At 67.0% G+C, this 19717-nt stretch carries 25 protein-coding genes, 1 tRNA gene and 1 pseudogene; 14 read left to right on the top strand and 13 right to left on the bottom strand.

Annotated features, from left to right (window positions below):
• Window positions 1–194: 194 nt before the first annotated feature.
• Window positions 195–911: an SDR family oxidoreductase gene (locus GNX96_RS23175; protein WP_163569678.1), complete on the bottom strand. Its 717-nt coding sequence runs from the start codon at window positions 909–911 to the stop codon at window positions 195–197.
• Window position 912: 1 nt separating this feature from the next.
• Window positions 913–985 (bottom strand) — tRNA-Asp (locus tag GNX96_RS23170).
• Window positions 986–1148: 163 nt separating this feature from the next.
• On the opposite strand from GNX96_RS23170, the gene GNX96_RS23165 reads away from it, so the two are divergent.
• Window positions 1149–2453 (top strand): cytochrome P450, encoded by a 1305-nt coding sequence (locus tag GNX96_RS23165; protein ID WP_163569677.1) that lies wholly within the window; start codon window positions 1149–1151, stop codon window positions 2451–2453.
• A 15-nt stretch (window positions 2454–2468) separates the two neighbouring features.
• On the opposite strand, the gene GNX96_RS23160 is transcribed toward GNX96_RS23165, so the two are convergent.
• Complete coding sequence (locus GNX96_RS23160; protein ID WP_163569676.1) at window positions 2469–3362, bottom strand: hypothetical protein; 894 nt, start codon at window positions 3360–3362, stop codon at window positions 2469–2471.
• Window positions 3363–3728: 366 nt separating this feature from the next.
• Here GNX96_RS23160 and GNX96_RS23155 point away from each other — a divergent pair, with 366 nt between their 5' ends.
• Both GNX96_RS23155 and GNX96_RS23150 read left to right on the top strand, forming a co-directional pair.
• Complete coding sequence (locus tag GNX96_RS23155) at window positions 3729–4430, top strand: DUF3626 domain-containing protein (protein WP_279581223.1); 702 nt, start codon at window positions 3729–3731, stop codon at window positions 4428–4430.
• Between the two features lie 133 nt (window positions 4431–4563).
• The gene (locus tag GNX96_RS23150) at window positions 4564–5508 is read left to right on the top strand and encodes a hypothetical protein (protein ID WP_163569675.1); all 945 of its coding nucleotides are present in this window, start codon (window positions 4564–4566) and stop codon (window positions 5506–5508) included.
• Window positions 5509–5649: 141 nt separating this feature from the next.
• Here GNX96_RS23150 and GNX96_RS23145 read toward each other — a convergent pair whose 3' ends face one another.
• Complete coding sequence (locus GNX96_RS23145) at window positions 5650–6087, bottom strand: MerR family transcriptional regulator (protein WP_163569674.1); 438 nt, start codon at window positions 6085–6087, stop codon at window positions 5650–5652.
• A gap of 155 nt (window positions 6088–6242) precedes the next feature.
• Here GNX96_RS23145 and GNX96_RS23140 point away from each other — a divergent pair, with 155 nt between their 5' ends.
• Window positions 6243–7022 (top strand): alpha/beta hydrolase family esterase, encoded by a 780-nt coding sequence (locus GNX96_RS23140; RefSeq protein WP_163569673.1) that lies wholly within the window; start codon window positions 6243–6245, stop codon window positions 7020–7022.
• A gap of 20 nt (window positions 7023–7042) precedes the next feature.
• Entirely contained in the window at window positions 7043–7261 is a 219-nt protein-coding gene (locus GNX96_RS23135) for a hypothetical protein (protein WP_163569672.1), read from the top strand.
• A 69-nt stretch (window positions 7262–7330) separates the two neighbouring features.
• On the opposite strand, the gene GNX96_RS23130 is transcribed toward GNX96_RS23135, so the two are convergent.
• Entirely contained in the window at window positions 7331–8470 is a 1140-nt protein-coding gene (locus tag GNX96_RS23130) for a GDSL-type esterase/lipase family protein (RefSeq protein ID WP_163569671.1), read from the bottom strand.
• Window positions 8467–8958 (bottom strand): FBP domain-containing protein, encoded by a 492-nt coding sequence (locus GNX96_RS23125; protein WP_163569670.1) that lies wholly within the window; start codon window positions 8956–8958, stop codon window positions 8467–8469. The genes GNX96_RS23130 and GNX96_RS23125 overlap by 4 nt, the downstream gene beginning before the upstream one ends.
• 64 nt (window positions 8959–9022) lie before the next feature.
• On the opposite strand from GNX96_RS23125, the pseudogene GNX96_RS64600 reads away from it, so the two are divergent.
• The 3 genes and pseudogenes from GNX96_RS64600 to GNX96_RS23115 form a co-directional block, all read left to right on the top strand.
• Window positions 9023–9115: pseudogene (locus GNX96_RS64600) on the top strand (TetR family transcriptional regulator); the annotation flags it as partial.
• A gap of 154 nt (window positions 9116–9269) precedes the next feature.
• Window positions 9270–9593 (top strand): TetR-like C-terminal domain-containing protein, encoded by a 324-nt coding sequence (locus tag GNX96_RS54435; protein ID WP_279581221.1) that lies wholly within the window; start codon window positions 9270–9272, stop codon window positions 9591–9593.
• A gap of 15 nt (window positions 9594–9608) precedes the next feature.
• Window positions 9609–10154 (top strand): YciI family protein, encoded by a 546-nt coding sequence (locus GNX96_RS23115; RefSeq protein ID WP_163569669.1) that lies wholly within the window; start codon window positions 9609–9611, stop codon window positions 10152–10154.
• 7 nt (window positions 10155–10161) lie between these two features.
• On the opposite strand, the gene GNX96_RS23110 is transcribed toward GNX96_RS23115, so the two are convergent.
• From GNX96_RS23110 to GNX96_RS54420, 6 genes are all read right to left on the bottom strand, one after another.
• Window positions 10162–10878, bottom strand: coding sequence for an SDR family NAD(P)-dependent oxidoreductase (locus GNX96_RS23110; RefSeq protein ID WP_163569668.1), 717 nt, complete (start codon window positions 10876–10878; stop codon window positions 10162–10164).
• A gap of 15 nt (window positions 10879–10893) precedes the next feature.
• Window positions 10894–11640 carry a zf-HC2 domain-containing protein gene (locus tag GNX96_RS54430; protein WP_279581220.1) on the bottom strand — a complete coding sequence of 249 codons (747 nt, stop codon included), beginning with the start codon at window positions 11638–11640 and terminating at the stop codon, window positions 10894–10896.
• An 11-nt stretch (window positions 11641–11651) separates the two neighbouring features.
• Window positions 11652–12275, bottom strand: coding sequence for an MFS transporter (locus GNX96_RS54425; protein WP_279581219.1), 624 nt, complete (start codon window positions 12273–12275; stop codon window positions 11652–11654).
• On the bottom strand, window positions 12272–12685 hold the full coding sequence (locus GNX96_RS23100; protein WP_163569667.1) for a sigma-70 family RNA polymerase sigma factor: 414 nt from the start codon (window positions 12683–12685) through the stop codon (window positions 12272–12274). The genes GNX96_RS54425 and GNX96_RS23100 overlap by 4 nt, the downstream gene beginning before the upstream one ends.
• Before the next feature lie 345 nt (window positions 12686–13030).
• Window positions 13031–13672 carry an RNA polymerase subunit sigma-70 gene (locus GNX96_RS23095; RefSeq protein ID WP_279581232.1) on the bottom strand — a complete coding sequence of 214 codons (642 nt, stop codon included), beginning with the start codon at window positions 13670–13672 and terminating at the stop codon, window positions 13031–13033.
• The gene (locus GNX96_RS54420; protein WP_279581218.1) at window positions 13606–14001 is read right to left on the bottom strand and encodes a sigma-70 family RNA polymerase sigma factor; all 396 of its coding nucleotides are present in this window, start codon (window positions 13999–14001) and stop codon (window positions 13606–13608) included. Before GNX96_RS54420 ends, GNX96_RS23095 begins: the two co-directional genes overlap by 67 nt.
• 122 nt (window positions 14002–14123) lie before the next feature.
• Here GNX96_RS54420 and GNX96_RS23090 point away from each other — a divergent pair, with 122 nt between their 5' ends.
• The 6 genes from GNX96_RS23090 to GNX96_RS23075 all read left to right on the top strand — a co-directional run bounded on the left by GNX96_RS23090 (window position 14124) and on the right by GNX96_RS23075 (window position 18666).
• A complete protein-coding gene (locus GNX96_RS23090) occupies window positions 14124–14699 on the top strand; it encodes a dihydrofolate reductase family protein (protein ID WP_163569666.1) in 576 nt (191 codons plus the stop codon).
• A 409-nt stretch (window positions 14700–15108) separates the two neighbouring features.
• Window positions 15109–16242, top strand: a complete 1134-nt coding sequence (locus GNX96_RS23085; protein ID WP_163569665.1) for a hypothetical protein — start codon at window positions 15109–15111, stop codon at window positions 16240–16242.
• Between the two features lie 105 nt (window positions 16243–16347).
• Complete coding sequence (locus tag GNX96_RS54415; protein WP_279581217.1) at window positions 16348–16713, top strand: MFS transporter; 366 nt, start codon at window positions 16348–16350, stop codon at window positions 16711–16713.
• Window positions 16707–17267, top strand: coding sequence for an MFS transporter (locus tag GNX96_RS54410; RefSeq protein ID WP_279581216.1), 561 nt, complete (start codon window positions 16707–16709; stop codon window positions 17265–17267). The genes GNX96_RS54415 and GNX96_RS54410 overlap by 7 nt, the downstream gene beginning before the upstream one ends.
• Window positions 17243–17572 carry an MFS transporter gene (locus tag GNX96_RS54405; RefSeq protein WP_279581215.1) on the top strand — a complete coding sequence of 110 codons (330 nt, stop codon included), beginning with the start codon at window positions 17243–17245 and terminating at the stop codon, window positions 17570–17572. The genes GNX96_RS54410 and GNX96_RS54405 overlap by 25 nt, the downstream gene beginning before the upstream one ends.
• The gene (locus GNX96_RS23075) at window positions 17572–18666 is read left to right on the top strand and encodes a MalY/PatB family protein (protein WP_163569664.1); all 1095 of its coding nucleotides are present in this window, start codon (window positions 17572–17574) and stop codon (window positions 18664–18666) included. Before GNX96_RS54405 ends, GNX96_RS23075 begins: the two co-directional genes overlap by 1 nt.
• Here the strand turns inward: GNX96_RS23075 and GNX96_RS54400 are convergent.
• Complete coding sequence (locus tag GNX96_RS54400; protein ID WP_279581214.1) at window positions 18663–19643, bottom strand: ERAP1-like C-terminal domain-containing protein; 981 nt, start codon at window positions 19641–19643, stop codon at window positions 18663–18665. The two genes, GNX96_RS23075 and GNX96_RS54400, sit on opposite strands and share 4 nt — an antisense overlap.
• Between the last annotated feature and the right edge of the window lie 74 nt (window positions 19644–19717).

Below are 19717 nucleotides of genomic sequence, written 5' to 3'. Positions count from 1 at the left end.
GCAGCGGCAGCAACCGGTCGACAGCAGCGGCATTCACCAGTTGAACTTCCAGCACCTCGACCGGGTCTACCGCACCCACCCGAGCGGTCCACGAGTTCGCGGTCGCTGGATCCGGCAGGAATCCGCTCGCGTCAACGGCTCGTACGGGCAGCTGGCCCGGTGCCTGACCAGCGGTGATCTCCTTTTCGGCGCGCTCACCCGCGACCAGCGGCGCGTACGACCACTGTGGCCGGCGGACTGTCTGGGCGGCGTTGTTGACCAGGATGTCCAGCGAGCGCCCGTCGTCCAGCAGTCGTTGGGTGAGATCGAGGACCTGCTGGGGGGGACCGCAGGTCGATCTCGGTGACGGTGAGCCTGCCGAGGTGCTTCGCGGTCTCCGGGTCAGCGGCGAACCGGGCCGCCGCGTCGGCCGGAAAACGAGTGGTGACGGTCACCTCGGCACCGTCGCGGAGCAGCATCCTCGCGACGTGGAACCCGATTTTCACCCGGCCACCGGTGACCAGCGCGCGCCGCCCGGTCAGGTCGGTGCCGGCGGTCCGCCGGGCGTGGTTGTCGGTGGCGCAGGCCGCGCACAGCCAGTGATAGAAGGCGTGGACTTGTCGGTACGGCGACTTGCAAACGTAACAGCGGCGATCCCGGTCAAGTGCCCTGGGTCGTTTTGGGTGCGCGGGTTCAGCATGCCCAGCCAGGTCCTCGATCCGGTCGGTGGCTCCCAACCCGGTCGAGGCCACCACCGACCGCCCAGCGGTCGCGCTGGCCCGCCGGCGCTCGGCGCGACGGGTGCGCTGTGCGTCCTTCAGGAGCCCGTCGACGGCCCGTTGCACTCGTACGCGCGCAGGGTCGTCGACCGGTAGTTCGCGCACTCTGGCCAGCACATCCAGGGTGAGCTCGAGGTCGGAGTCATCGATCACGCGGGACCGGCCGGAGTCGAACCGGCGTCCTCCTCGGTGACGACGAGGCGCGACGACCTCTGCGCTACAGTCCCAGGCCGCAGCAGACCCTACCCGCCCATTGTGGTGCCGCGACGGAAACGCCCGTACGGCTGCATGAACGCGCATATTAACAATCGTCATCGGATCGTGTTGGTGGATGTCACGACTTTTCCAGGGACGGTCCGGGGCGGCTGAGCCCCGCTAGGCTGGCCGACTGTGACCGCATCGACCGCTGTGCGTACGACCCTGCCTCCCGGACCGCGGCTGCCGGCCGGTATCCAGACACTGCTGTTTGGCTCGGCCCGGCACGAGTATTTTCCGCGCTGGCAACGCCGTTTCGGGCATACCTTCACCGTTAGCCTGGCCGCTGGCCGAAAATTGGTGGTGATTACCCGGCCGGCGGACATTCGTACGGTGTTCGCCGGTTCGGCCACGGTTTTCCACGCTGGCGAGGCAAACGACGTACTGGCGCCAGTGTTGGGGGAACACGCGATCGTACTGTCCGACGGCGACGCGCACCAGCGCCTGCGGCGATTGGTGATGCCGGCGTTCACCGCGGCGGCGCTGCGCGGCTACCAGGACTTGATCGGCCAGGTGGCGATCGCCGACGCCGAGAGCTGGCCGACCGGGCAGCTGGTACGAGCGCATGACCGCATGCACGCGCTGACGCTGGAAGTCATTCTGCGGGTGGTTTTCGGCGTCAGTGAAGAAGAGCGGCTGGCTGTGTTGCGGCCGCTGGTCACCGATGTGGTCAACGGCCAGCACGCTGCCGTGCTGGGTGGGTTTTTCCCGCCGCTGCGGGCATTCCGCCGGTACCGACGGTTCCAGGCCCGGCGTGCTGAGCTCAATGCCTGGCTGGACGGAGAAATCGCCGACCGGCGGCGGGCTGGCGCGGTCGACGGCACCGACGTGTTGTCGCGGTTGCTGCAGCCGGCGGACGGCGAGCTGTCCAGCGCCGAGTTGCGTGACCAGCTCTTCAACCTTCTGTTGGCTGGCCACGAAACCACCGCGACCGCGCTCGGCTGGACGCTGCACGAACTGGCCCGCCGGCCGCAGGTGTTGCGCGCCGCGCAGCGGGCCGCCGACGACAACGACGAGGACTATTTGATCGCGCTGGTCAAGGAGGCCACTCGGCTGCACCCGGTGATTTACGTGATCGGCCGCCGGCTGGCCCAGCCGGCGCAGGTGGGTGACTACCTGCTGCCGGCCGGCACGGTCGTCGCGCCTGGGATCGGTCTTGTTCAGGCAGCTGAGGAAAACTACCCCGAACCCGCCGAGTTCCGGCCAGCGCGTTTCCTGGACGGCCAGCCAGCGACCAACACGTGGATTCCCTTCGGTGGTGGCGTACGCCGCTGCCTTGGTGTCGGTTTCGCCCAGTTGGAAGCCTCCCTGGTGTTGCGGGAGGTGCTGGCCCGGTACGACATCACCGCCGACCGCCCCGCGCCGGAGGCGACCAGGGTGCACGGCATGACCATGATGCCGGCAGGTGGTGCGCAGGTCCGGGTCAGCGCTCGACGGTGACGGTGATGCCCGGTTTCAGCCTACGCAGACCACATCGGCGCTCACCACGCCCGGACTTGTGGTCGAGTTGTAGGCATAAACTCGCCAGCCCTCGCTGGGGTCGGGGTACGAATCGGTGATAAAGGTGCCATCGCCGCCGCCGCCGCCACCGCTGGTCACTGATGTCCCAACGGGGCAGTAAACCACCGCTGTCGCGACGTGACCAGGTGCGACGTCGGAATAGGATCCATTCAGGACCTGATAGCTACCGTTATAGCCACCGCACATCGCCTGTGTCGTGATCGTGCGCTGCACACCGTCCAGATTGTGCATGCCGTACCACCACGAGTTCGCGGACGGGTACGGATAGGTGACCGCATGGTTGTTGATGGTGTCGGAAAAGCCGCCGCCACCGAGCACCAATTCATTGGGCGCGCAGGTGGCCGCCACTCCACCGGCGCCGTTGGCCGGAAGCAGGTCTTTGCCCCGGACCTGCCGATACGAGTTGAGTCCGTTGACGCAGACCGCGTTCACTGTGTACGTGGCACTGACCGAAGAGTTATTGCTGACGGTCACCTGCCATCCCGCGCCGTTGTCCAAGGCGTAGCTGTCGTGCGGGAAAATGCCGCCGGCGCTGGTGTTCGACTCGCCGCCGCCAGTGGCCACCATTCCGGCCGGGCAGTCGACCCACGCTTGATAAGCCTCGTACGGCCCAATGTTGAGAGGGCCGTACAATATTGTGCTCTTCTCGTAGTTCGGGCGTACGACGGTTTTTCCGGTCTCGGCGCTGGATTCTCTTTTTGTCGACGAGCCCTGCGGAGCCGGTCGGGCTGGTCCAAATGATGTCACGTTGGTGTGCAGTCTGACCGCGCCACCGTTGCCCTGCGTGGCGGGGCGTGGCAGCGGCGCGGCGCCGGCGGGCGCGGTCATGGCTGGCTCCTATTTCCCAGCACGGCTGTCGTGGCTGCGATCAGGATTCCGCGAGTGAGTTGTCGGGCAGTCACCAGGTTCCTTTCCAGTTGGCTATGGGGTGGATTCTGTCGTCCGCTCTTCCTGATTGGACAGGTACGAATCCAGGAACCAGCCGGAAAACAATCCCGGCTGGCCGGCCATCCGGAGCGGCTTCCACGGATAGGGCTGGGTATCGTAGAGACATGGTCGGAGACTCCGCGCAGCGGCTTGCCGTCGCTCATGTGGTCGAGCGTGCCGAGGGGGAGCCGGCAGGCTCGGAGTTTCGTGTCACGCTGAATTTCCATCCGGACCGACTGGTGAGCGGGGTTACCGATCCTCGCGGCGATGGCCAGGGACGGCAGCTATCGTTCGCAGTTCGAGACCGGCACCAGCAATGGCGGCCTGACCGCGCATCCCGGCGGTGACCGGTGGCGGTGGGAGAGCCGACTTTTTGGTGCCGCGTACGACAACGAGCCGCCCTCCGAGCGGCCGAAATACGGCGCCCTCAACTTCCGCCGGCGGGCCATCGGTGGTTCGCCGCGGTTTGGCTCGGCGCATCTTCGACTGGCCGACCACACTCTGCCGCGGACGACTTTCTGCTATCCCGACAGCTTTTTCGAGCCGGTTCATGTCGGGGTCGTGGACCGACTGTCCACTGTGGTCGCGGTGGCCGCCGCGGATCAGAAGGACTTTCTCGACGACTATGTCGAAGCGCAGGTCCACGGGCCAGTGCGGTTCACCCATGACGTCGAGGCGATGGTGCTGGACCCCTGTTATCGGGGCACCGAGGTGGAGAAGCTGGCCGCGGGCCTTGGATGCCCGATGGAGTGGCACGGCGGTTTCCGGCTGTCGGTCGACGAAATGCGCCGACATCCGGACTATCGCGGGTCCGAGTACGTCGAACTCGGCGAGAGCCTGGCCCTGGACGGCCAGCTCGATCCGGCGATCATTGGCGCGGCCGCGCGCAGCGGTCGGCACGACGAGCAAGCATTAAAGCGCGTTTGGCATTACCTGGCACGTTTCGGTACGTCGGAATTCGCTCGCTAACCTTCCGGACGCCTTTCCGGGCCGCCAAAGGTGCTCGTTCGTACGGCCTGCGGGCCCTGCGTGGGACGGCCGGGATCGGATACCTCTTTGGAGGCTGTCGATCGGCAGCCACTCACCACATCCCGGAGGTCCGATGAAGCGCAGACCCTTCCTCGCCAGCGTGACGCTGCTGGCCCTCGCTTTCTGCTCGCTCCCCCCGCCTCGAGCGCTTTCGCCGCGCCAGCTCAGCCCACGGCCGTACGTTCGCAGTCGAACGCGGGCGGTGGCGCGGTGTGTCGTACGCAAGGGGAAGAAGGTGTCGCTCGCACCGACCGCAGGTCCAATTTCGACCGCCACCAAGGCAAAGCTCACGGCCGCCGCGCCCGACAGCTGGACGAAGTCCGTCTACACCTACGGGCCGATCACCCTGCAACCCGGAGACTGGGGCGACGGGTGGGTAAACTGCCCGTCCGGCATGGTGGCCACCGGCGGCGGCGAGTCGAACACGAACGTCGGTGGCATCACCGTCCACAACACGTACGCGATGGTCAACGGATCCGGTTGGGAAGTGAGAATCACCAACCGCGCCACAGCGGCTCTTTCGATTACTTTCTATGCGGTGTGTTATGGCGGCCTGACGAGCTACCACCAGGAGCCGGCGAAGGCTCTCGTCGGCGCGAACACTTCCGCCAGCTTGTCGGCATCGTGCCTGAGTGGGGACCAGATCTTCAGCGGAGGTGGCTGGTCGGACACGACAAACACCCTGATCGGCACGTACAAAGCGGGCGACATCTATATGGGATGGAGTTTCTTCGTCCAGAATTTCGATGCCACCGCGCAAAGCATCGGTGCGCAGGCGGTCTGTGGGACCGGCGTGACCAGCCGATTCGTAGAGACGGACTACACCGTCATCGCGCCGGGTACGAACGGATTCGCGCGCGTTGCCTGCCCACCGGGGACGTTGGTGCTCGGCGGCGGAGGTGGCGGCACGGCCCGGATCACCGACGCCTATCCCGATGGTGAGGGATGGCGCATTTACGGCCAGAACGACTCCCAGCAGAACGAAAGTGTCCTGAGCATGGCCCAGTGCGCGAGCTAGGAACCTCTTGGAGCTCTTCCCCGAAGACATAGTCCAGCCGCGCGGTCTTCGTTGTTGATCATGGGAAAATCCCGCACTTTTCTCCAGAAAAGTGCGGGATTTTCCCATGATCAACAACGGTGGAGGTAGCGGACGGCGACACTAACGGTGGGCCATCCGGGATCGGATGGCTCGTACCAGGTCGTCGGCTCGGCCAGCTGAACCGGCGCTGGGCCACTGCCAGCTTTCCCGTGGTTGTGAGTAAATCTCCAGCAGACCCAGCAGTGATTCGCGCATGGCCCGCAGGTCCTGGATTCTGCGCTCGAGGTCGGCGACCTTCTCGCGTACGAACGTCCAACCGGCCTGGCAGCTGTCGAGGTCGCCGGCGAGTGCCACGTCGAGGAGCTGGTCGATTTCGGCGAGGCTGAAGCCGAGGCCCTGGGCCCATTTCACGAAGCGCACCAGATCGACCGCCTCCGGGCCGTAGTCGCGATAGCCGGACGGCAGTCGCCGCGGCACCGGCAGCAGGCCGCGCCGCTCGTAGAACCGCACGGTCTGCAGGTTCACGCCGGCCAACTGGGCGACCTCGCTGGTACGCATGGATCCAGGCTAGCCCTTGACTCTGTACTGAGGTACAGGGTTGAAGGTGGCCACATGACAAAACTGACGGGGACGGTGGCGCGCGTCGTCATCGCCTTTGCCGTTGCTCTCGTGGCCTTCACGGCGGTGCCGCCGCGGTTTTCGCTGGCCCTTCGGTGATCGCCGGATGGACTGGTCGCGTACGGGTCGAGACGCTGGGGGACAGGGACTATCGCACGTACGAGCCAGCGCATCGCGCCGCGCGTACGAGCCTTGTCCTGGACCTGCACGGCACGCATGAGAACGGATTTCTGGAGGAGTCGTTCACCCGGTTCGATCGGCAGGCCGACCGGCTGGGCTGGGTGGTCGCCTATCCGGACGGCGTGGACGGCGGTTGGGAACCTTTCGGGTGCTGCCACCGTGCCGGGGTCGACGACGTGGCGTTCATTTCCGCTCTCATCGACCATTTTCGTGCCACTGACGGAATTGACGCGGTGTATGTGATGGGCAGCTCCCGTGGCGCGATGATGGCCTACCGGCTGGCGTGTGAGCTTTCGTCGCGGATCACGGCGGTCGCGGCCGTGGAGGGAAACATGGCCGACGCGAACGCAAATGTCGACGGCGTCCAGTGTCCGCTCGCGCATTCGGTGTCAGTGCTCGCCATCCACGGTACGGCCGACTCCGCGGTGCCGATCAAGGGCGGTGGCCGGTTCGCTCCTTTCGTTGACGTGGTGGGAAAGTGGCGGCGGCTCGACGGGTGCGCGCCAGCTGGTGTCGTACGCGCCGGTGGTACGGACATGACCTGGTCCTGTTCCGCCGGAACTCAGGTGCGGTCGATCGTAGTGCCCGGTGGAGGGCACAGCTGGCCCGGCGCGCCGCTGGCCAACCTGCCGTGGACAGCCGCCGGGTCGCTTGACGCCTCTCGGATCATCGCCGATTTTTTTGCTGCCCGATGAACAAAAACAGGCGCCGCCGGGTGCCATACTGGCTGGTGATCGCCGACGGATTCAGCGCGGGAGTCGCCGCTGCGGGGTTTTTCGCGGTGGGATGGCCGTGGGATCTGCTGATCATTCCGGCACTGGCCGGGTGGGTCGCCCTCTTCCCGTACGGGCGCAGAATTCGACCCGTGACGATTTTCGGGCTCACGGTCATTTTTGTCACGTTGTGGGTTGCCCTGCTGTTGTCGACGGCTTAGTGGTCGGAAAAGGAAAAGTCCGCCGATCGCGGCGACCGCGATCACCGCTACAACCCGCATCGGCGCATCCTAGCCAGTGGCCCTCGCGAAAGGGCCGTCGAAGGCCAGTTTGGTGAAACGCTCAGCGATCCGTCGATGGCCGTCGACGCTCGGGTGAAGCTCGTCAGGCAGGGGCAGCTCGGCATAATCCGCATCGCCGTACAGCTCGCGGCCGTCCAGGAACTGCAGGTTCGCGTCTTCGCGCTGCTCAGCGACCCGGTCAAGCTGTGCGCGGATGATGTTCAACGTCAGGCGGCTCGGGTCCGACGGGTCGCCAGTCGCCCGGAAACGGACCTGCCCGTCCTTGATGTCAGCCGCGCCAGGACCCGGTGTGTCCTCGTGGATAGGGCAGAAGAGGGGCGACACAACCAGCAGGGGCGTGGTGGGATGCCCCTCGCGGACGGTGTCCAGAAATCCGTGCACAGCCGGGCCGAAGGCGCGTACGCGCATCAGGTCCGCGTTGGTGAGATTGATGCCGATCTTGACGCTGATCAGGTCCGCGGCCGTGTCGCGCAGGGCCCGCGCGGTGAACGGATCGAGCATCGCGTTGCCGCCGAAGCCGAGGTTGACCAGGTCCACGTGGGCATTCGCGGCGGCCAACGCCGGCCAGGTCTCGCTCGGCCCGTCGGCCCCCGAGCCGTGGCTGATCGAGCTGCCGTGATGGAGCCACACTCGCTGATCGCGATCAGCCGCGGCCAGCACCGGCGCATTCGTACGCAGCGCGATGACCTCGGTGATCTCGTTGTGAGGAAGCCAGATCTCCACGTCTTTGATGCCCGCCGGCAACGGCGCGAACCGGGCGGTGCCGGCGGGTCCGGGCGTGGTGACGTGAGAGAACGTCGTCATGTCGACGGTCTGCACACTGCCGCCGGACACGCTCGTACGAGAGGTCAGCCGACCATCGACGAGCAGGTCGTAAACGCCGTCCGGTCCGGCCGGAAAGCCCTCGACTATCGCCTTGGTCGGGCGTACGTCCAGCTCAACGACGGTCGCCTCGGTACGAAACGGCAGCCGAACCCCGGACGGCATGGCCTCCATCCGGGCGAGATAGCCATCCGGGAACTGCCTCCGGGCCGCCGTCGGCAGCCGATGCGGCAGCAGGCCAACGTCGGTGCGCTCGACCTCAAGTGCACCGCGCAGCATCCCGGCCTCGATCGGCGTCGTGATCATGCGGTCACCCGGTCCAGGAATCCGGTCAGGTTCGACATCGTCCGCTCGACCTTTTCGGCCAGCGACAGCGACTCGTTCAGCCGGCCACCGGGACCGACCGGCTTCTTGCCGCGCAGGTAAAGCGAACAGGCCAGGTCGCTGCACACGTACGACCCGACGGAGTTGCCCTGCTGCCCGTTCCGGCCGGCTTTGCGGGCGGTCATCAGCGAAACCCCGCCGCCGGAATGCGAGGTCAGGCAGAGGGAGCACATGCTTTGCCGCCGTTGGCCAGTAGGTCGTGCGGCCCGCAACGCCACCCCGACCAGGCCATCGCCGGACTCGGTCACCAAGTAGGCACGCTCGGTCGAGGCGGGATCTCGCCAGCCGAGAAAGTCCAGGTCGTCCCAGGGCCGCTCGGCCAAATCGCGGGGCACCGCGAGCCGAGTCGCCTCGCCCTTGGTGCAGTTGACGAAGGAGGTGCGGATCTCCTTCTCGGTCACTGATCTCATGTCAGCTAAACTAACTCGCCTAGGATCCCTAGGCAAATGATTAGGCCCTCTAGGAAGGTGACGCATGGCACGAGCTGGCCTGACCGCGGAGCGGCTCACCCAGGCTGCCGCGGAGCTGGCCGACGAGGTCGGCTTCGAGAACGTGACGGTGTCCGCGCTGGCCCGCGGCTTCGGCGTTAAGGACGCGAGCCTCTACTCCCACATCAGGAACTTCCAGGAGTTGCGGCAGCGGCTGGCGGCGCTCGCTCGCCCTCGACGAGCTCGCCGACAAGATCGCCGCCACCCTCGCCGGCCGCGCCGGCAAGGACGCGTTGGTCGCGTTCGCGAACGCGTACCGCGACTATGCCAAGGCCTGTCCTGGCAGGTACGCGGCGATGCAGATCGAGCTGGATCCGGAGACGGCCGCCGGCCCCGCCGCTCGTCGGCATTCGGCTTTCGCTCGGGCGGTCCTGCGCGACTACCGCCTCGGCGAACCCGCTGAAACCGACGCCGTACGGCTGCTGGGCAGTGCATTCCACGGTTATGTGAGTCTGGAGAAATCCGGCGGATTCCACCACCATCCGCGCGGCGCGGACGTTTCCTGGGACAGAATTCTGAACGTACTCGATGCCGCCCTCCGGAGCTGGCCTTCCTGAGGGGATAATAGGGCTATGGAATTTGTCTTTTATCACCGCGATCGGCCGGGCTCGATGCCGTTGCGTGAAGAGTTGATCGAAGCGCACTGGTCTTACATGGACGGTTACGCGAAGGGGATGATCGCTCGCGGGCCGACTCTCGGCGAGGATCTGGACACACCCACCGGCAGTATCCACATTGTGGATTTGCCGGATGTGGCCACCGCCCGCGCGTTTGCCTTTGACGAGCCCAATTATCAGGCCGGCGCCTACCGGGACGTGCTCATCCGGCGGTGGCGGAACAAGCTTGGCCGGACGATGTGGGACTTCGCTGGCGGCCGCGAGGGCGGCAACCGCTACCTGGTTATTGGTCTCGGGACTGGCGAAGGTGCCGATCTGGAGCCACCGGACAATGACGAGCTGATCGCGTACGGTCCGCTCCTGTCCGACGATGGCACCGGCTGGCTCGGGACCGTGGTGTTGCTCCGGGCGCCGGACCCGGACACCGCCCGCGCCGTCCTGTCCGAGGACCGGTATGCCGCCATCGAGGTCCACAACTGGCAGTTCGGCGGCCGCGAGTAGACAGTGGTCAGTCGATAACGGCTCCGCCGGTGAGGTTGATTTCGCTGGCGGTGATGGTGCGGGCCCAGTCGGACGCGACGAAGGCGGCAACGGTGCCGACTTCGGCGTAAGTGGGCTGATGGCGGGGCAGCAGCCCGGCGGTGTCCGGTTCGCCCGACTGGTCGGAGCCGGGTGAGAGCAGCCAGGTGACTCGTACGCCAGCGGGTCCGAACTCGGCGGCGAGTTGTCGGCAGAGCCCGGCCAGTGCGGCCCAGGCGACGTGCGAACCGCCGAGGTTGGCGATGGCCTCACGGCCGCCGGCCATCACGAGGATGACGCCGCTGCCGCGTCTTGTCATGTGCCGGCCGACCGCGGTGCCGATGGTGAAATGCGCGGTGATGGCTTTGCTGACAGGGCGCAGAAAATCCTGGTAGGCGAGGTCGAGCAGCGGGATGCCTTGAACGTCGTCATTGGGGGTGGCGTTGAAGCAGATATCGATGCCGCCGCTGTCGGCGACGGCCGCCGCGTGTTCTTCGACGGCGGCCCGGTCGAGGACGTCGAGAGGGGCGACGTACGACGCCGTGCCGCCCTCCTCGCGAATCTGCTGTGCCAGCGTCACCAGGGTCGCCCCGGTGCGACCGACGAGGTGGACCTCGGCGCCTTCGCGGGCGTAAGCGCAAGCCACCGCGGTACCCACGGGCCCGGCCGCGCCGTAGACGATCGCGGTCTTGTTTTCGAGCAACATAAGGAAAGCCTTTCGTCAGGGAGCGAGATGGAGATCGGCTTGTTTGAGGGCGCGGATGGTGTCGCGAATCTGGCCGAGGTAGTCCTGGCAGCCGACACAGTCGGCGAGGTGGGTCTGGAAGCTCTCCTTGAGATCGGGTGGCAGCACGCTGTCGAGGAAGTCGGTGACCAGCTCGACGAACTGCTCGCAGGCGCAATCCGCCGGTTGTTCGGCGACGGATGGCCGCCGTACGGACGTAATCAGCAGCAGTCCGATCAGCACCGCGGCGCCGGTCAGGAACCAGCCGGCCGACGGCACACCGTGGGTGCGCGCGTACCAGCCGAATACCAGCGAGAACGGCAGGAACAACAGCCACGACAGGGTGCCAACCCCGGACGAGACGCCGGCTCGTACCGCCGAGGGCACCCCGTCATGCAACAACTTTCCGGCGCGGATGCTGATGATGGCGAGCAGCAAGGCGAGCACCGCCTGAGTGGCGATCACCGCGACCAGTGACCGCGTCAGGGTGAGTGCGATCGCGGCGGCCGGTGCGGCAACCGCGAGCACGCCGACCGACAAGGGATGGCCGAGGTTCAGCTTGCTGGTGAGAAGGCCGCCCACGCCCAGGGTGGAGACCAAGGCCGCCCAGTACGGGCCGAACAGGACGGCCGGCGCGGCCAGCGCCACCAGCCATAGCGGTCCGAATTCGAACACCGACTGGGAAAGTAGCCCGACCAGGGCGGCCAGCAGCACGACCTGCCCGATGCCCGGCTCTCGGATCATGGTCCGGTAGGTCAGCGCGATATGGCTGCGCAGCGCGAGCGGCTCCGCGGCGCGATGCAGCTGTGTGGCTCGTCGAACCGCAGGAACGCGACAATCGAGAGCGCGATGCACGGGAGAGAAACAAAATACGTGACTCTGGCGGAGGTCAGCCCGGCGAGCAGGCCGCCGGCGAGCGAGGTCACCACGAAAGCGCCGCTTTGCACCATCTGGACCCGGCCGATCCAGGTCGCGTACAGATCGCTGTCGCCGGTTTCCTCGATGAGCACGTCATAAACGACGCTGTCCAGGGTGCCCGAGCTGAGGGCGAAGTAAATGCCGAGAATCATCGCCGCCGCGATATACGTCGGCACGTTGGTGCTCAGGCCGCCCAGCAGGGTGCTGGCGATCAGCGCGACGGTGGCGCAGACCATGATCTGGTTCCGGCTCCAGCGGTCGGCCAGGATACCCGAAGGCACTTCGAGCACGGGGACGACGACCGCGTATGCGGCCGCCATGAGCGCGACTGTGCTTGGCGTGAAGCCAATCTGGGTCATGAAGAGCTTCTCGACCGGCACCCACAGGGCGAGGCCCTGCAGGCCCACCGCGACCTGCAGTGGGACCAGCCGGCGTGCGAGCGTACGCGGCGCGATGGTCATTGGTCGCCGGGCCCGATGAGCGCCCGCGCGAGGTGATCTCGTACGACTGCACGCGCTTTGTTCAGGATTGCTCGCTGTTGCCGCGGGGACAGGCCGGATCGCCGGCTGATGGCGGTAGCGTCGAGACCGAGTCCGTCGTGGGCGACGATTATCGTGCGCCAGGTCGCCGGCAGCTGGTCGAGAGCCGCGGCGAGCGCGTCGCGAACCCGTGGATCCGTCGGCTCGGCCGGTGACCACGGGTCCGGGAAACGTCGCCAATGACCGGGAAACGGCTCGCTGTGGTCCTGAAAACGCGAGCTGGGCACCGCTGTCGTACGCCCGAACCAGCGCGCGGTCCAGCGGGCAAACCCCTTGCGCGGCTCCTCCGCACGCCAGCCGGTGGTGGCCAGCCAATCACCGGGCGGGCTCATCGAAGCCCTGCCTTGTCTACGCTGAGAAAGGCGACCCATTCAGCGTGCCTTTCGTGGTGGTTGGTGCGCCGAGCCCGGTGGGCGTGGTTCCGATCGGGGCGGCGATATCCGTCGTCGTCGCGGAAATCCCCTTTTAGGGCAGCAAAAAAGTCTTTCTCGGTGGTTCCTGGACGACGGATGTTTCCAGACCCGGTTGTCAAAGGGATGCCACCGCGATGTCACGCGCCGGCGAAGGCTGGCGGCGTCATCGGAGCGGACCTCCTTAGCGCGATCGTCGCTGGCACGCATAAAGCTAGAGCCGCCGCGATCCGGCCGCATCGGCGAAGTCGCCAGTCGTGAGGCTTCCTAGCTGGGAAGCGATCGCGGCAGCCCAAACCACCGGAGCGCGCTGTTCTCGAATCGGGTGAGGGCGCTGATCCGGTCGCCGGCGAGGGTGACCACGTAAAGGCCCGTTCCGTGCATGGTGCCATCGGGGGCGCGCAAGTACGCGCCGAAGGCAGGTTGGCCGTTGGCGCGGGTTGGCACGAGGTGGAACCTGCGCCCGGCCTGGAAGATGCTCGCGCTGAACCGGGCGACCGCGTCCCGGCCCTGGTATTCGAACGGAATGGGCGGCATCGACATGGTCACGTCGTCGGTCAGCAAGCTGACCAGCGCCTCGACGTCGGCCGCCTCCCATGCGCGTACGAACTTCGCCACGATCGCGTCCGCCGCGGCCAGGTCGGCGGCGGCCGGTGGCCGTTGGTGCCGCAAGCTGGCGCGGGCCCGTTTCAGGGCGCTTTTGACCGACTCCACGCTGGCGTCGAGCATGCCGGCCACCTCGACGGCAGGGAATCCGAGGACATCGCGCAGGATGAGCACGGCGAGCTGGCGAGGCGGCAGGAGCTGCAGGGCGGTCACGAACGCCAGTGAGACAGCCTCGGTCAGCTCGTAGCGCGCTTCAGGACCAAGCGGCGCATCTTCCAGCAGAGCGTCCGGAAAGGGCTCCAGCCAGACGACCTCGCCCAGCCGGGTCGGCTCGGGCGGGTCACTTGCGGTATGTCCCACGCCTTCGCGGGGCGCCGGCTGGCCGTCCGGCGCGCGTTCAGGCACCGGTTGGTGGCGATCCGGTAGAGCCACGTACGCAACGAGGCGCGCCCCTGGAACCCGGCGAAGCCCTGCCAGGCGGCCAGCAGTGTTTCCTGTAGGGCGTCCTCGGCGTCCTGGAACGATCCGAGCATCCGGTAGCAATGCACCTGCAATTCCCGGTGGTACGGCTCGGTCAGTTCCCGGAACGCCGCACTTTCGCGGGCCTGGGCCGTCACATCGCCAGCTGGCACTTTCGGTTCACCTTCCGTCGGCTCTCATCTTGTACGGACACCAGCGGGAACGCGAAAGGGGCGGCCCTTTCCCGCCTTTCGCGGTGTCTCTATCACCAGTAGCCGACCCAAGGAGATCCACGATGGGAAAGATCGTTGTCAGCGAGAACGTGTCCCTCGACGGAGTCGTCGAGGACCCGACCGGTGACCAGGGCTTCGCCCGCGGCGGCTGGTTCGGGCAGATGCCGGAGCGGGACCGTGACGCCTGGGCCGAGGTCGAACTCGACGAGGCCGTCGGCGCGGCGGCCCTGCTCCTGGGACGGCGAAGCGACGCGTGGTTCGCCGCGCGGTGGCTGTCCCGCCGCGGCGAATGGGCGGATCGGCTGAACAGCCTGCCCAAGTACGTCGTGTCCGCCACCATCCAAGATCCCCGGTGGAGCAACGCGACGGTCGTTAGAGGCAACGTGGTGGACGAGGTGCGAAAGCTGAAGACAGAGGTTGACGGCGAGATCGTCGTCTACGCCAGCACCCCGCTCGTACGTACGCTGCTCGAGCACGACCTCGTCGACGAACTGCGGCTGATGGTCTTTCCGGTCGTGCTCGGCACCGGCGAACGGCTCTTCGGCGAAACCAGCGACTCGAAGCCGCTGCGGTTGACCAGCGTTCGAACCGTAGGTAACAGCCTCGCCTTTCTGACGTACCAACCAGTCAAGTACTAGGTGTTGCCTTTCCGGGTTCCGGCAAAGGTCACTCTGGGCAGTCGTCGTCGGCCGGCTACCCAGCAGTGATGCCGAAACGCGCCTTACGTTCGTCCTGCTACGCGCGTCGCTCACCCGGCTGGAAATATCGCCGAGCCCGCGCCCGCGGCCCGGCGATCGTGGACGCGAGGGGAGGTGGCAAGGATGAAGGAAGAGACCCGTGAGCTCGAATACCTGCTGTGCATCGCCTACCCGACGTGAGTCACTGGCGGGTCCTTTTTACTTCCTGTCGACCGAAAGTACGCCGGTCCGGCAGGTGCTGCGCCTTGAGTTGGGGGCCAGCAGCTAGGTAACCCGCTCGCGGTGGGAGCCGTCGGCCGGCGGCTTCCACTGTGGCCGGCACCGTTTTCCGCGGACGAGGAGAGAAAACATGCCTACCAGCGAGCATCTGGAGGCCGATCGGCAGGAACTTCCGTACCGGCGCCGAGCCGGCGGGGGGGCATTCGGTGCGCCAGCGGTCCTGGATGTCCAGGATCTGCGCAAAAGATGGCTGCCGTGGATCACCATGGGAGTCGACGACACGACCCATGTCATCGTGAAAACGGCGTGGATGACCTGGAACCACACGATGACCGCGGACCGGAACGACATTCTCGCGCGGCCGTGGACCTCATTGCTGACGTCGGCGGGCCTGCGGCCCTTCATCCTTGGCCAGTGCCGTGCGCCGAACCACCTGGCGCCCGACGCACCGGAGACCGGTGAGCCGATCTCGAAGCTGCGAGCCGTCTGGCGCGACTGGTTGTACGGCCCGGATCCGTTGCGGCGCCTGCAAATGACCGTTCTGCTGGGCGCGCTCACCACCCACCTTCCGGTGCTGGAGACGCCCGATCCGGATCCGGATGACACCGATCCGATCGTCCAGCACCTGCGGTACGCCCGTGCCGGCGTCCTGCACCAGCGGTATCCGAAGGACCCGTGGAACGACGAGCTTTCCCAGTTTTTCACCAAAAACGCGACCGAGGCCGTGCTGCGTACCGGTGCCACCGTACGAGTGATCACCCAGGAGTTGCGCATTCACCGGGCGTGGGAGCCGGCGAAGCCGTGGATCGACTTCGGCTATGCGGGACTCGATGATCTCAAAGAACATCCGCGTTGGCTGGCGCAGTTGGCGGAGAGCAAGTTCCACCGTTGTGTGGCCCTCTACCATTTCCGCAAGAAGGACGCGGCGGAGACGGCGAATGCGCTGCGGGCGTCCTATCAGGCCGATGCGGAGCTTCGAAAAGAGGCCGGTGACAATCCCATCCTTCACCACCTGTGGCTGGAGAATCATCGTACTTTGCTGGAAAGTACGATCAAGAACCAGGTCGGGCACGACCCTGCCGGGGTAGCCGCCCAGATCGCCGAGTTGGATGAGATCGAGCCGTACTTCTACGAAAGCCGGTTCTTCGTTGGTCTGCTTTTCGCTCGCGCGGAACAGCCCGCCGAGGCCGCCCGGCATTTCGAGGCGGCCAGCAGGGGCGGGTCCGGGTCGGTCGGGTGCGGCCGGCGCATTCCTGGCTTTTGAGTGCTACCGGGAAATCGGCGACACGGACGCGGCGCAGCGATGCCTCAGCGTCGCGGCCGACCTGGACCCGATGCTCGACCTTGGGCATTACCGGCAGCTGGTGTGATGACCAGGGCGGCTGGTACGGCGACCGAAACGCGGTTCGTCGCCTTCGTACGAAGCACGGTCGGCGGCCTGCCGCGGGCCTGCTGGGTGCTGTGGGGCGGCATTCTCGTCAACCGCGTCGGTTTCGTCGTCCAGCCGTTCCTGGCGTACTACCTCACCGGCGTCCGTGGCCTGTCGGTCACCGCGACCGGACTGGTGATTTCGGGATGCGGCCTCGGAATGGTGTGCGCTCAGCTGGTCGGCGGGACGATGGCCGACCGGGTCGGACGGCGGCCGACGGTGGTCTTCTCGACCGTCGCCAACGCGGTGGTGTTGCTGTTGCTTGGATCCACTGGATCGCCGGTGCTGCTGGTGGTGCTGTGCTGACCTTCCTTTTCGGCCTGACCCTAGACATGTACCGGCCGGCTTCGACGGCGATGATCGCCGACCTGGTGCCGCCGCAGGATCGGGCTCGCGCGTACGGCGTGAGTTTCTGGGCGGTGAACCTCGGATTCTCACTCGCGATGATTCTCGGCGGGCTGCTTACCCGGGCCGGGTTCACTCTGCTTTTTTGGCTCGACGCGGTCACTTCGGTGCTCTTCGGGGTGCTGGTGTGGCGGGCCGTGCCGGAGACGCGAAAGCGGCCCGAACCGGGCGTACGAGTCGCCGGAGCTTTCCGGGTGATCTCGAAAGACTGGTTGGCGCTGGCTTTTGTTGGGCTGATTTTCGCGCAAGCGCTGGTGTATATGCAGTCGTTCACGACTTTCCCACTGGCGATGCGGCTGAACGGCCTGCCAGCCAGTGTGTACGGCATCGTGATCGCGCTGAACGGCGTCCTGATCATCGCGCTCCAGCCGGTGGTCGGTGCGTGGGTTGCTCGCTGGGACCACACTACGGCCTGGCCGCGAGCGCGGTGGTGCTGGGACTCGGGTTTGGGCTGAACACGGTCGCGCACACGGCCTGGCAGTACGCGCTGGCGGTCGCGGTCTGGACGATGGGGGAGATCCTGTCGGCCGGCACCGCGCTCGCGGTGATCACCGCGCTCGCGCCGCCACACCTGCGTGGCCGCTACAGCGGCATGTTCGGGCTCGCGTACTCGGTCGCCTGGCTGGTCGCGCCGATCGGCGGGTCGTGGCTGCTCAGCCTGGGTGTCCCGGTGCTCTGGCTGACCTGCGCGGCGGTGTGCGCGCGCGGCGGCGGCGCCGGCCAGTTGTTGCTGGGGCCGGCCGTGCGCAGGCGCGGCTGATGGAACTCAGTGCGCGTACGGGCGTGAAGTGGGCGAGTTGCGAGCCGGATGTGATCGCGGCCTGGCTGGCGGACATGGACTTCGCGGCGCCGGCAGTGGTGCGTGAGGCGCTGATTCGGTACGTCCAGGATGGCGATCTGGGCTATCCGCCGTGGCTGCTGGACGACGCGTCGCCCTTGCGTTCGGCCTTCGCCGAGCGCATGCGGGTACGGCACGACTGGACCGTTGACGAATCGTACGTCCGGGAGTTCACCGATCTGATCCAGGGCCTTCAGGCTGTTCTGCAGGTGGGTACGAGCGAAGGCGACGCGGTTGCCGTCCTCGCCCCCGCTTACCCGCCGGTGCTGGCGAGTGTCGAAGATCTGCGGCGCAGGCTCGTGCCCTTGGCCGACTGGGAGTCGTTGGCCGAGACGGTCGCGCGGCAGCGAGTCCGCGCGTTGGTGCTGGTCAACCCGCACAATCCCAGCGGCCGATGCATGCGGGTCGAGGAGCTGGCGGCGGTCGCTGAGGTGGCCGAGACGTACGACCTGCTGGTCATCGCCGATGAGATCCACGCCGACCTGACCTTCCCGCCGGCCCGTTTCGTGCCTTTCGGGTCGCTCGCGCCAGATCGTACGGTCACGCTGACCTCGGCGACCAAAGCGTTCAATCTGGCGGGGCTGCGCTGCGCGGTCGGCCATGTCGGTTCCGCCTCCGTACGCGCCGGGCTGGCGCGGCTGCCGCCGAACCTGCTCGGTGACGTCAGCACTCCGGCCGTACTCGCCACCCTGGCCGCCTGGCGGTCGGGTGATGGGTGGCTCTCGGCGGTGCTCGAGGTACTCCAGCGCAACCGGGACTTTTTGGTGGCTGAGCTGGGATCCGCTGGCATCGACTGTTCGCCACCGGACGCCGGCTATCTCGCCTGGCTGGACTGCCGTGCGCTCCAGCTGCCGAGCGAACCGGCCCAGTTCTTTCTGGAACACGCACGCGTACGCCTGTCGTCCGGGCTCGGCTTCGGCCCTTCCGGCCGCGGCTTCGCCCGACTCAACTTCGGCACGTCGCCGGACCTCGTCGCTGAGATCTCCAGCCGGCTCGTACGCGCCGTCGAGCGCTAGGCGCGAGAGTCGCGGGAACGGGCCCGAAGCGCGCGCAGTTGGTCGTCGCGCGCGCGCTCCAGCAGGATGGTGCTGAGGGCCGGTGGCGGGCGGTCGCGGCTGAGGCATTCGTCGGTCATCGCGACGGTTTGTTCGCTGATCACCGGGGTGGGGTAGCCGGCGGTGGCGAACCGGCGGGCGAGACCGGCCGGCCAGTCGCGCCAGATCGCCACGATCACGTCGAAATAGCGTTGTGCGTACGGTTCGAGCAGGTCGGCCTGGTCGAGGTCGGCGAATCCGGTCAGCGAGGCGCCGACCATCGCCGCGCTGGTGGGCGGCTGCTGGCCGTCGGCGGCCATCAGCAGCCGCCAGGTGGTCGCCTTGGCGGCCGCGGTCGGGATCGCGGCCCGGCAGGTGGCCGCGTGCCGCAGTCCCGCGGCCGTACGGTCGCGGCGCAGGTGCTCTCCGATAGTCGACTCGTCGCTGGCACCGCGGCTGATCAGCCGGCGCAGCAACAGCCAGCGCAGTTCGGTGTCGACCCGCAGGCCCGGTAGCCGCGTGGCACCCTCCAACAGCTCCCGCAAGAGGGTCAAATGCTCGTCGGAGGTGGCCAGCCCCGCCAGCATTTGTACGCAGAACAGCTGGCGGTCCGAGCCGGCCGGCGCGAGCACCAACATCCGGTGCAAGGCGTCCGCGAGCTGCCGCAGCCCGGTGAGCCGCCACGACGGCGCGGCGTAGTCACGGGCCACCGCGACCGTCTGCAGCAGCAGCGTCTCCAACATGCCGGGGTCGTCGATCGCGTCGAGCGTGCCGGCGACCAGTCGTACGTAGTCGCGGGCCGGCAGTTCACCGTCGCGACACATGTCCCACATCGCGGTCCAGCACACGCCAGCAGGCAAGGTGTTCGCCGCGTGCGCCGCGCCGGCCAGCACGGTGGCCAGCGACCGGTCGTCGAACCGGATCTTCGCGTACGTGAGGTCGTCGTCGTTGACCAGCACGAGATCCGGCCGCCGGCAGCCGTCCAGGGCCGGGATGCTCGTACGATCACCGGCCACGTCGACTTCCAGCCGCT

The sequence above is a fragment of the Fodinicola feengrottensis genome (assembly GCF_010993775.1).
Classification (GTDB): domain Bacteria; phylum Actinomycetota; class Actinomycetes; order Mycobacteriales; family HKI-0501; genus Fodinicola; species Fodinicola feengrottensis.
Note: the sequence above shows the minus strand (reverse complement) of the source record. Positions and strands in the feature narration are given on the sequence as shown.

Coding starts and splice junctions, on each gene's coding strand:
- GNX96_RS23160 (WP_163569676.1), bottom strand. CDS start 3,362: ATGACCGCGCCCGCCGGCGCCGCGCCGCTGCCACGCCCCGCCACGCAG.
- GNX96_RS23155 (WP_279581223.1), top strand. CDS start 3,729: ATGGCCAGGGACGGCAGCTATCGTTCGCAGTTCGAGACCGGCACCAGC.
- GNX96_RS23150 (WP_163569675.1), top strand. CDS start 4,564: ATGAAGCGCAGACCCTTCCTCGCCAGCGTGACGCTGCTGGCCCTCGCT.
- GNX96_RS23145 (WP_163569674.1), bottom strand. CDS start 6,087: ATGCGTACCAGCGAGGTCGCCCAGTTGGCCGGCGTGAACCTGCAGACC.
- GNX96_RS23130 (WP_163569671.1), bottom strand. CDS start 8,470: ATGATCACGACGCCGATCGAGGCCGGGATGCTGCGCGGTGCACTTGAG.
- GNX96_RS23125 (WP_163569670.1), bottom strand. CDS start 8,958: ATGAGATCAGTGACCGAGAAGGAGATCCGCACCTCCTTCGTCAACTGC.
- GNX96_RS23115 (WP_163569669.1), top strand. CDS start 9,609: ATGGAATTTGTCTTTTATCACCGCGATCGGCCGGGCTCGATGCCGTTG.
- GNX96_RS23110 (WP_163569668.1), bottom strand. CDS start 10,878: ATGTTGCTCGAAAACAAGACCGCGATCGTCTACGGCGCGGCCGGGCCC.
- GNX96_RS54430 (WP_279581220.1), bottom strand. CDS start 11,640: ATGATCCGAGAGCCGGGCATCGGGCAGGTCGTGCTGCTGGCCGCCCTG.
- GNX96_RS54425 (WP_279581219.1), bottom strand. CDS start 12,275: ATGACCATCGCGCCGCGTACGCTCGCACGCCGGCTGGTCCCACTGCAG.
- GNX96_RS23100 (WP_163569667.1), bottom strand. CDS start 12,685: ATGAGCCCGCCCGGTGATTGGCTGGCCACCACCGGCTGGCGTGCGGAG.
- GNX96_RS23090 (WP_163569666.1), top strand. CDS start 14,124: ATGGGAAAGATCGTTGTCAGCGAGAACGTGTCCCTCGACGGAGTCGTC.
- GNX96_RS23085 (WP_163569665.1), top strand. CDS start 15,109: ATGCCTACCAGCGAGCATCTGGAGGCCGATCGGCAGGAACTTCCGTAC.
- GNX96_RS54415 (WP_279581217.1), top strand. CDS start 16,348: ATGACCAGGGCGGCTGGTACGGCGACCGAAACGCGGTTCGTCGCCTTC.
- GNX96_RS23075 (WP_163569664.1), top strand. CDS start 17,572: ATGGAACTCAGTGCGCGTACGGGCGTGAAGTGGGCGAGTTGCGAGCCG.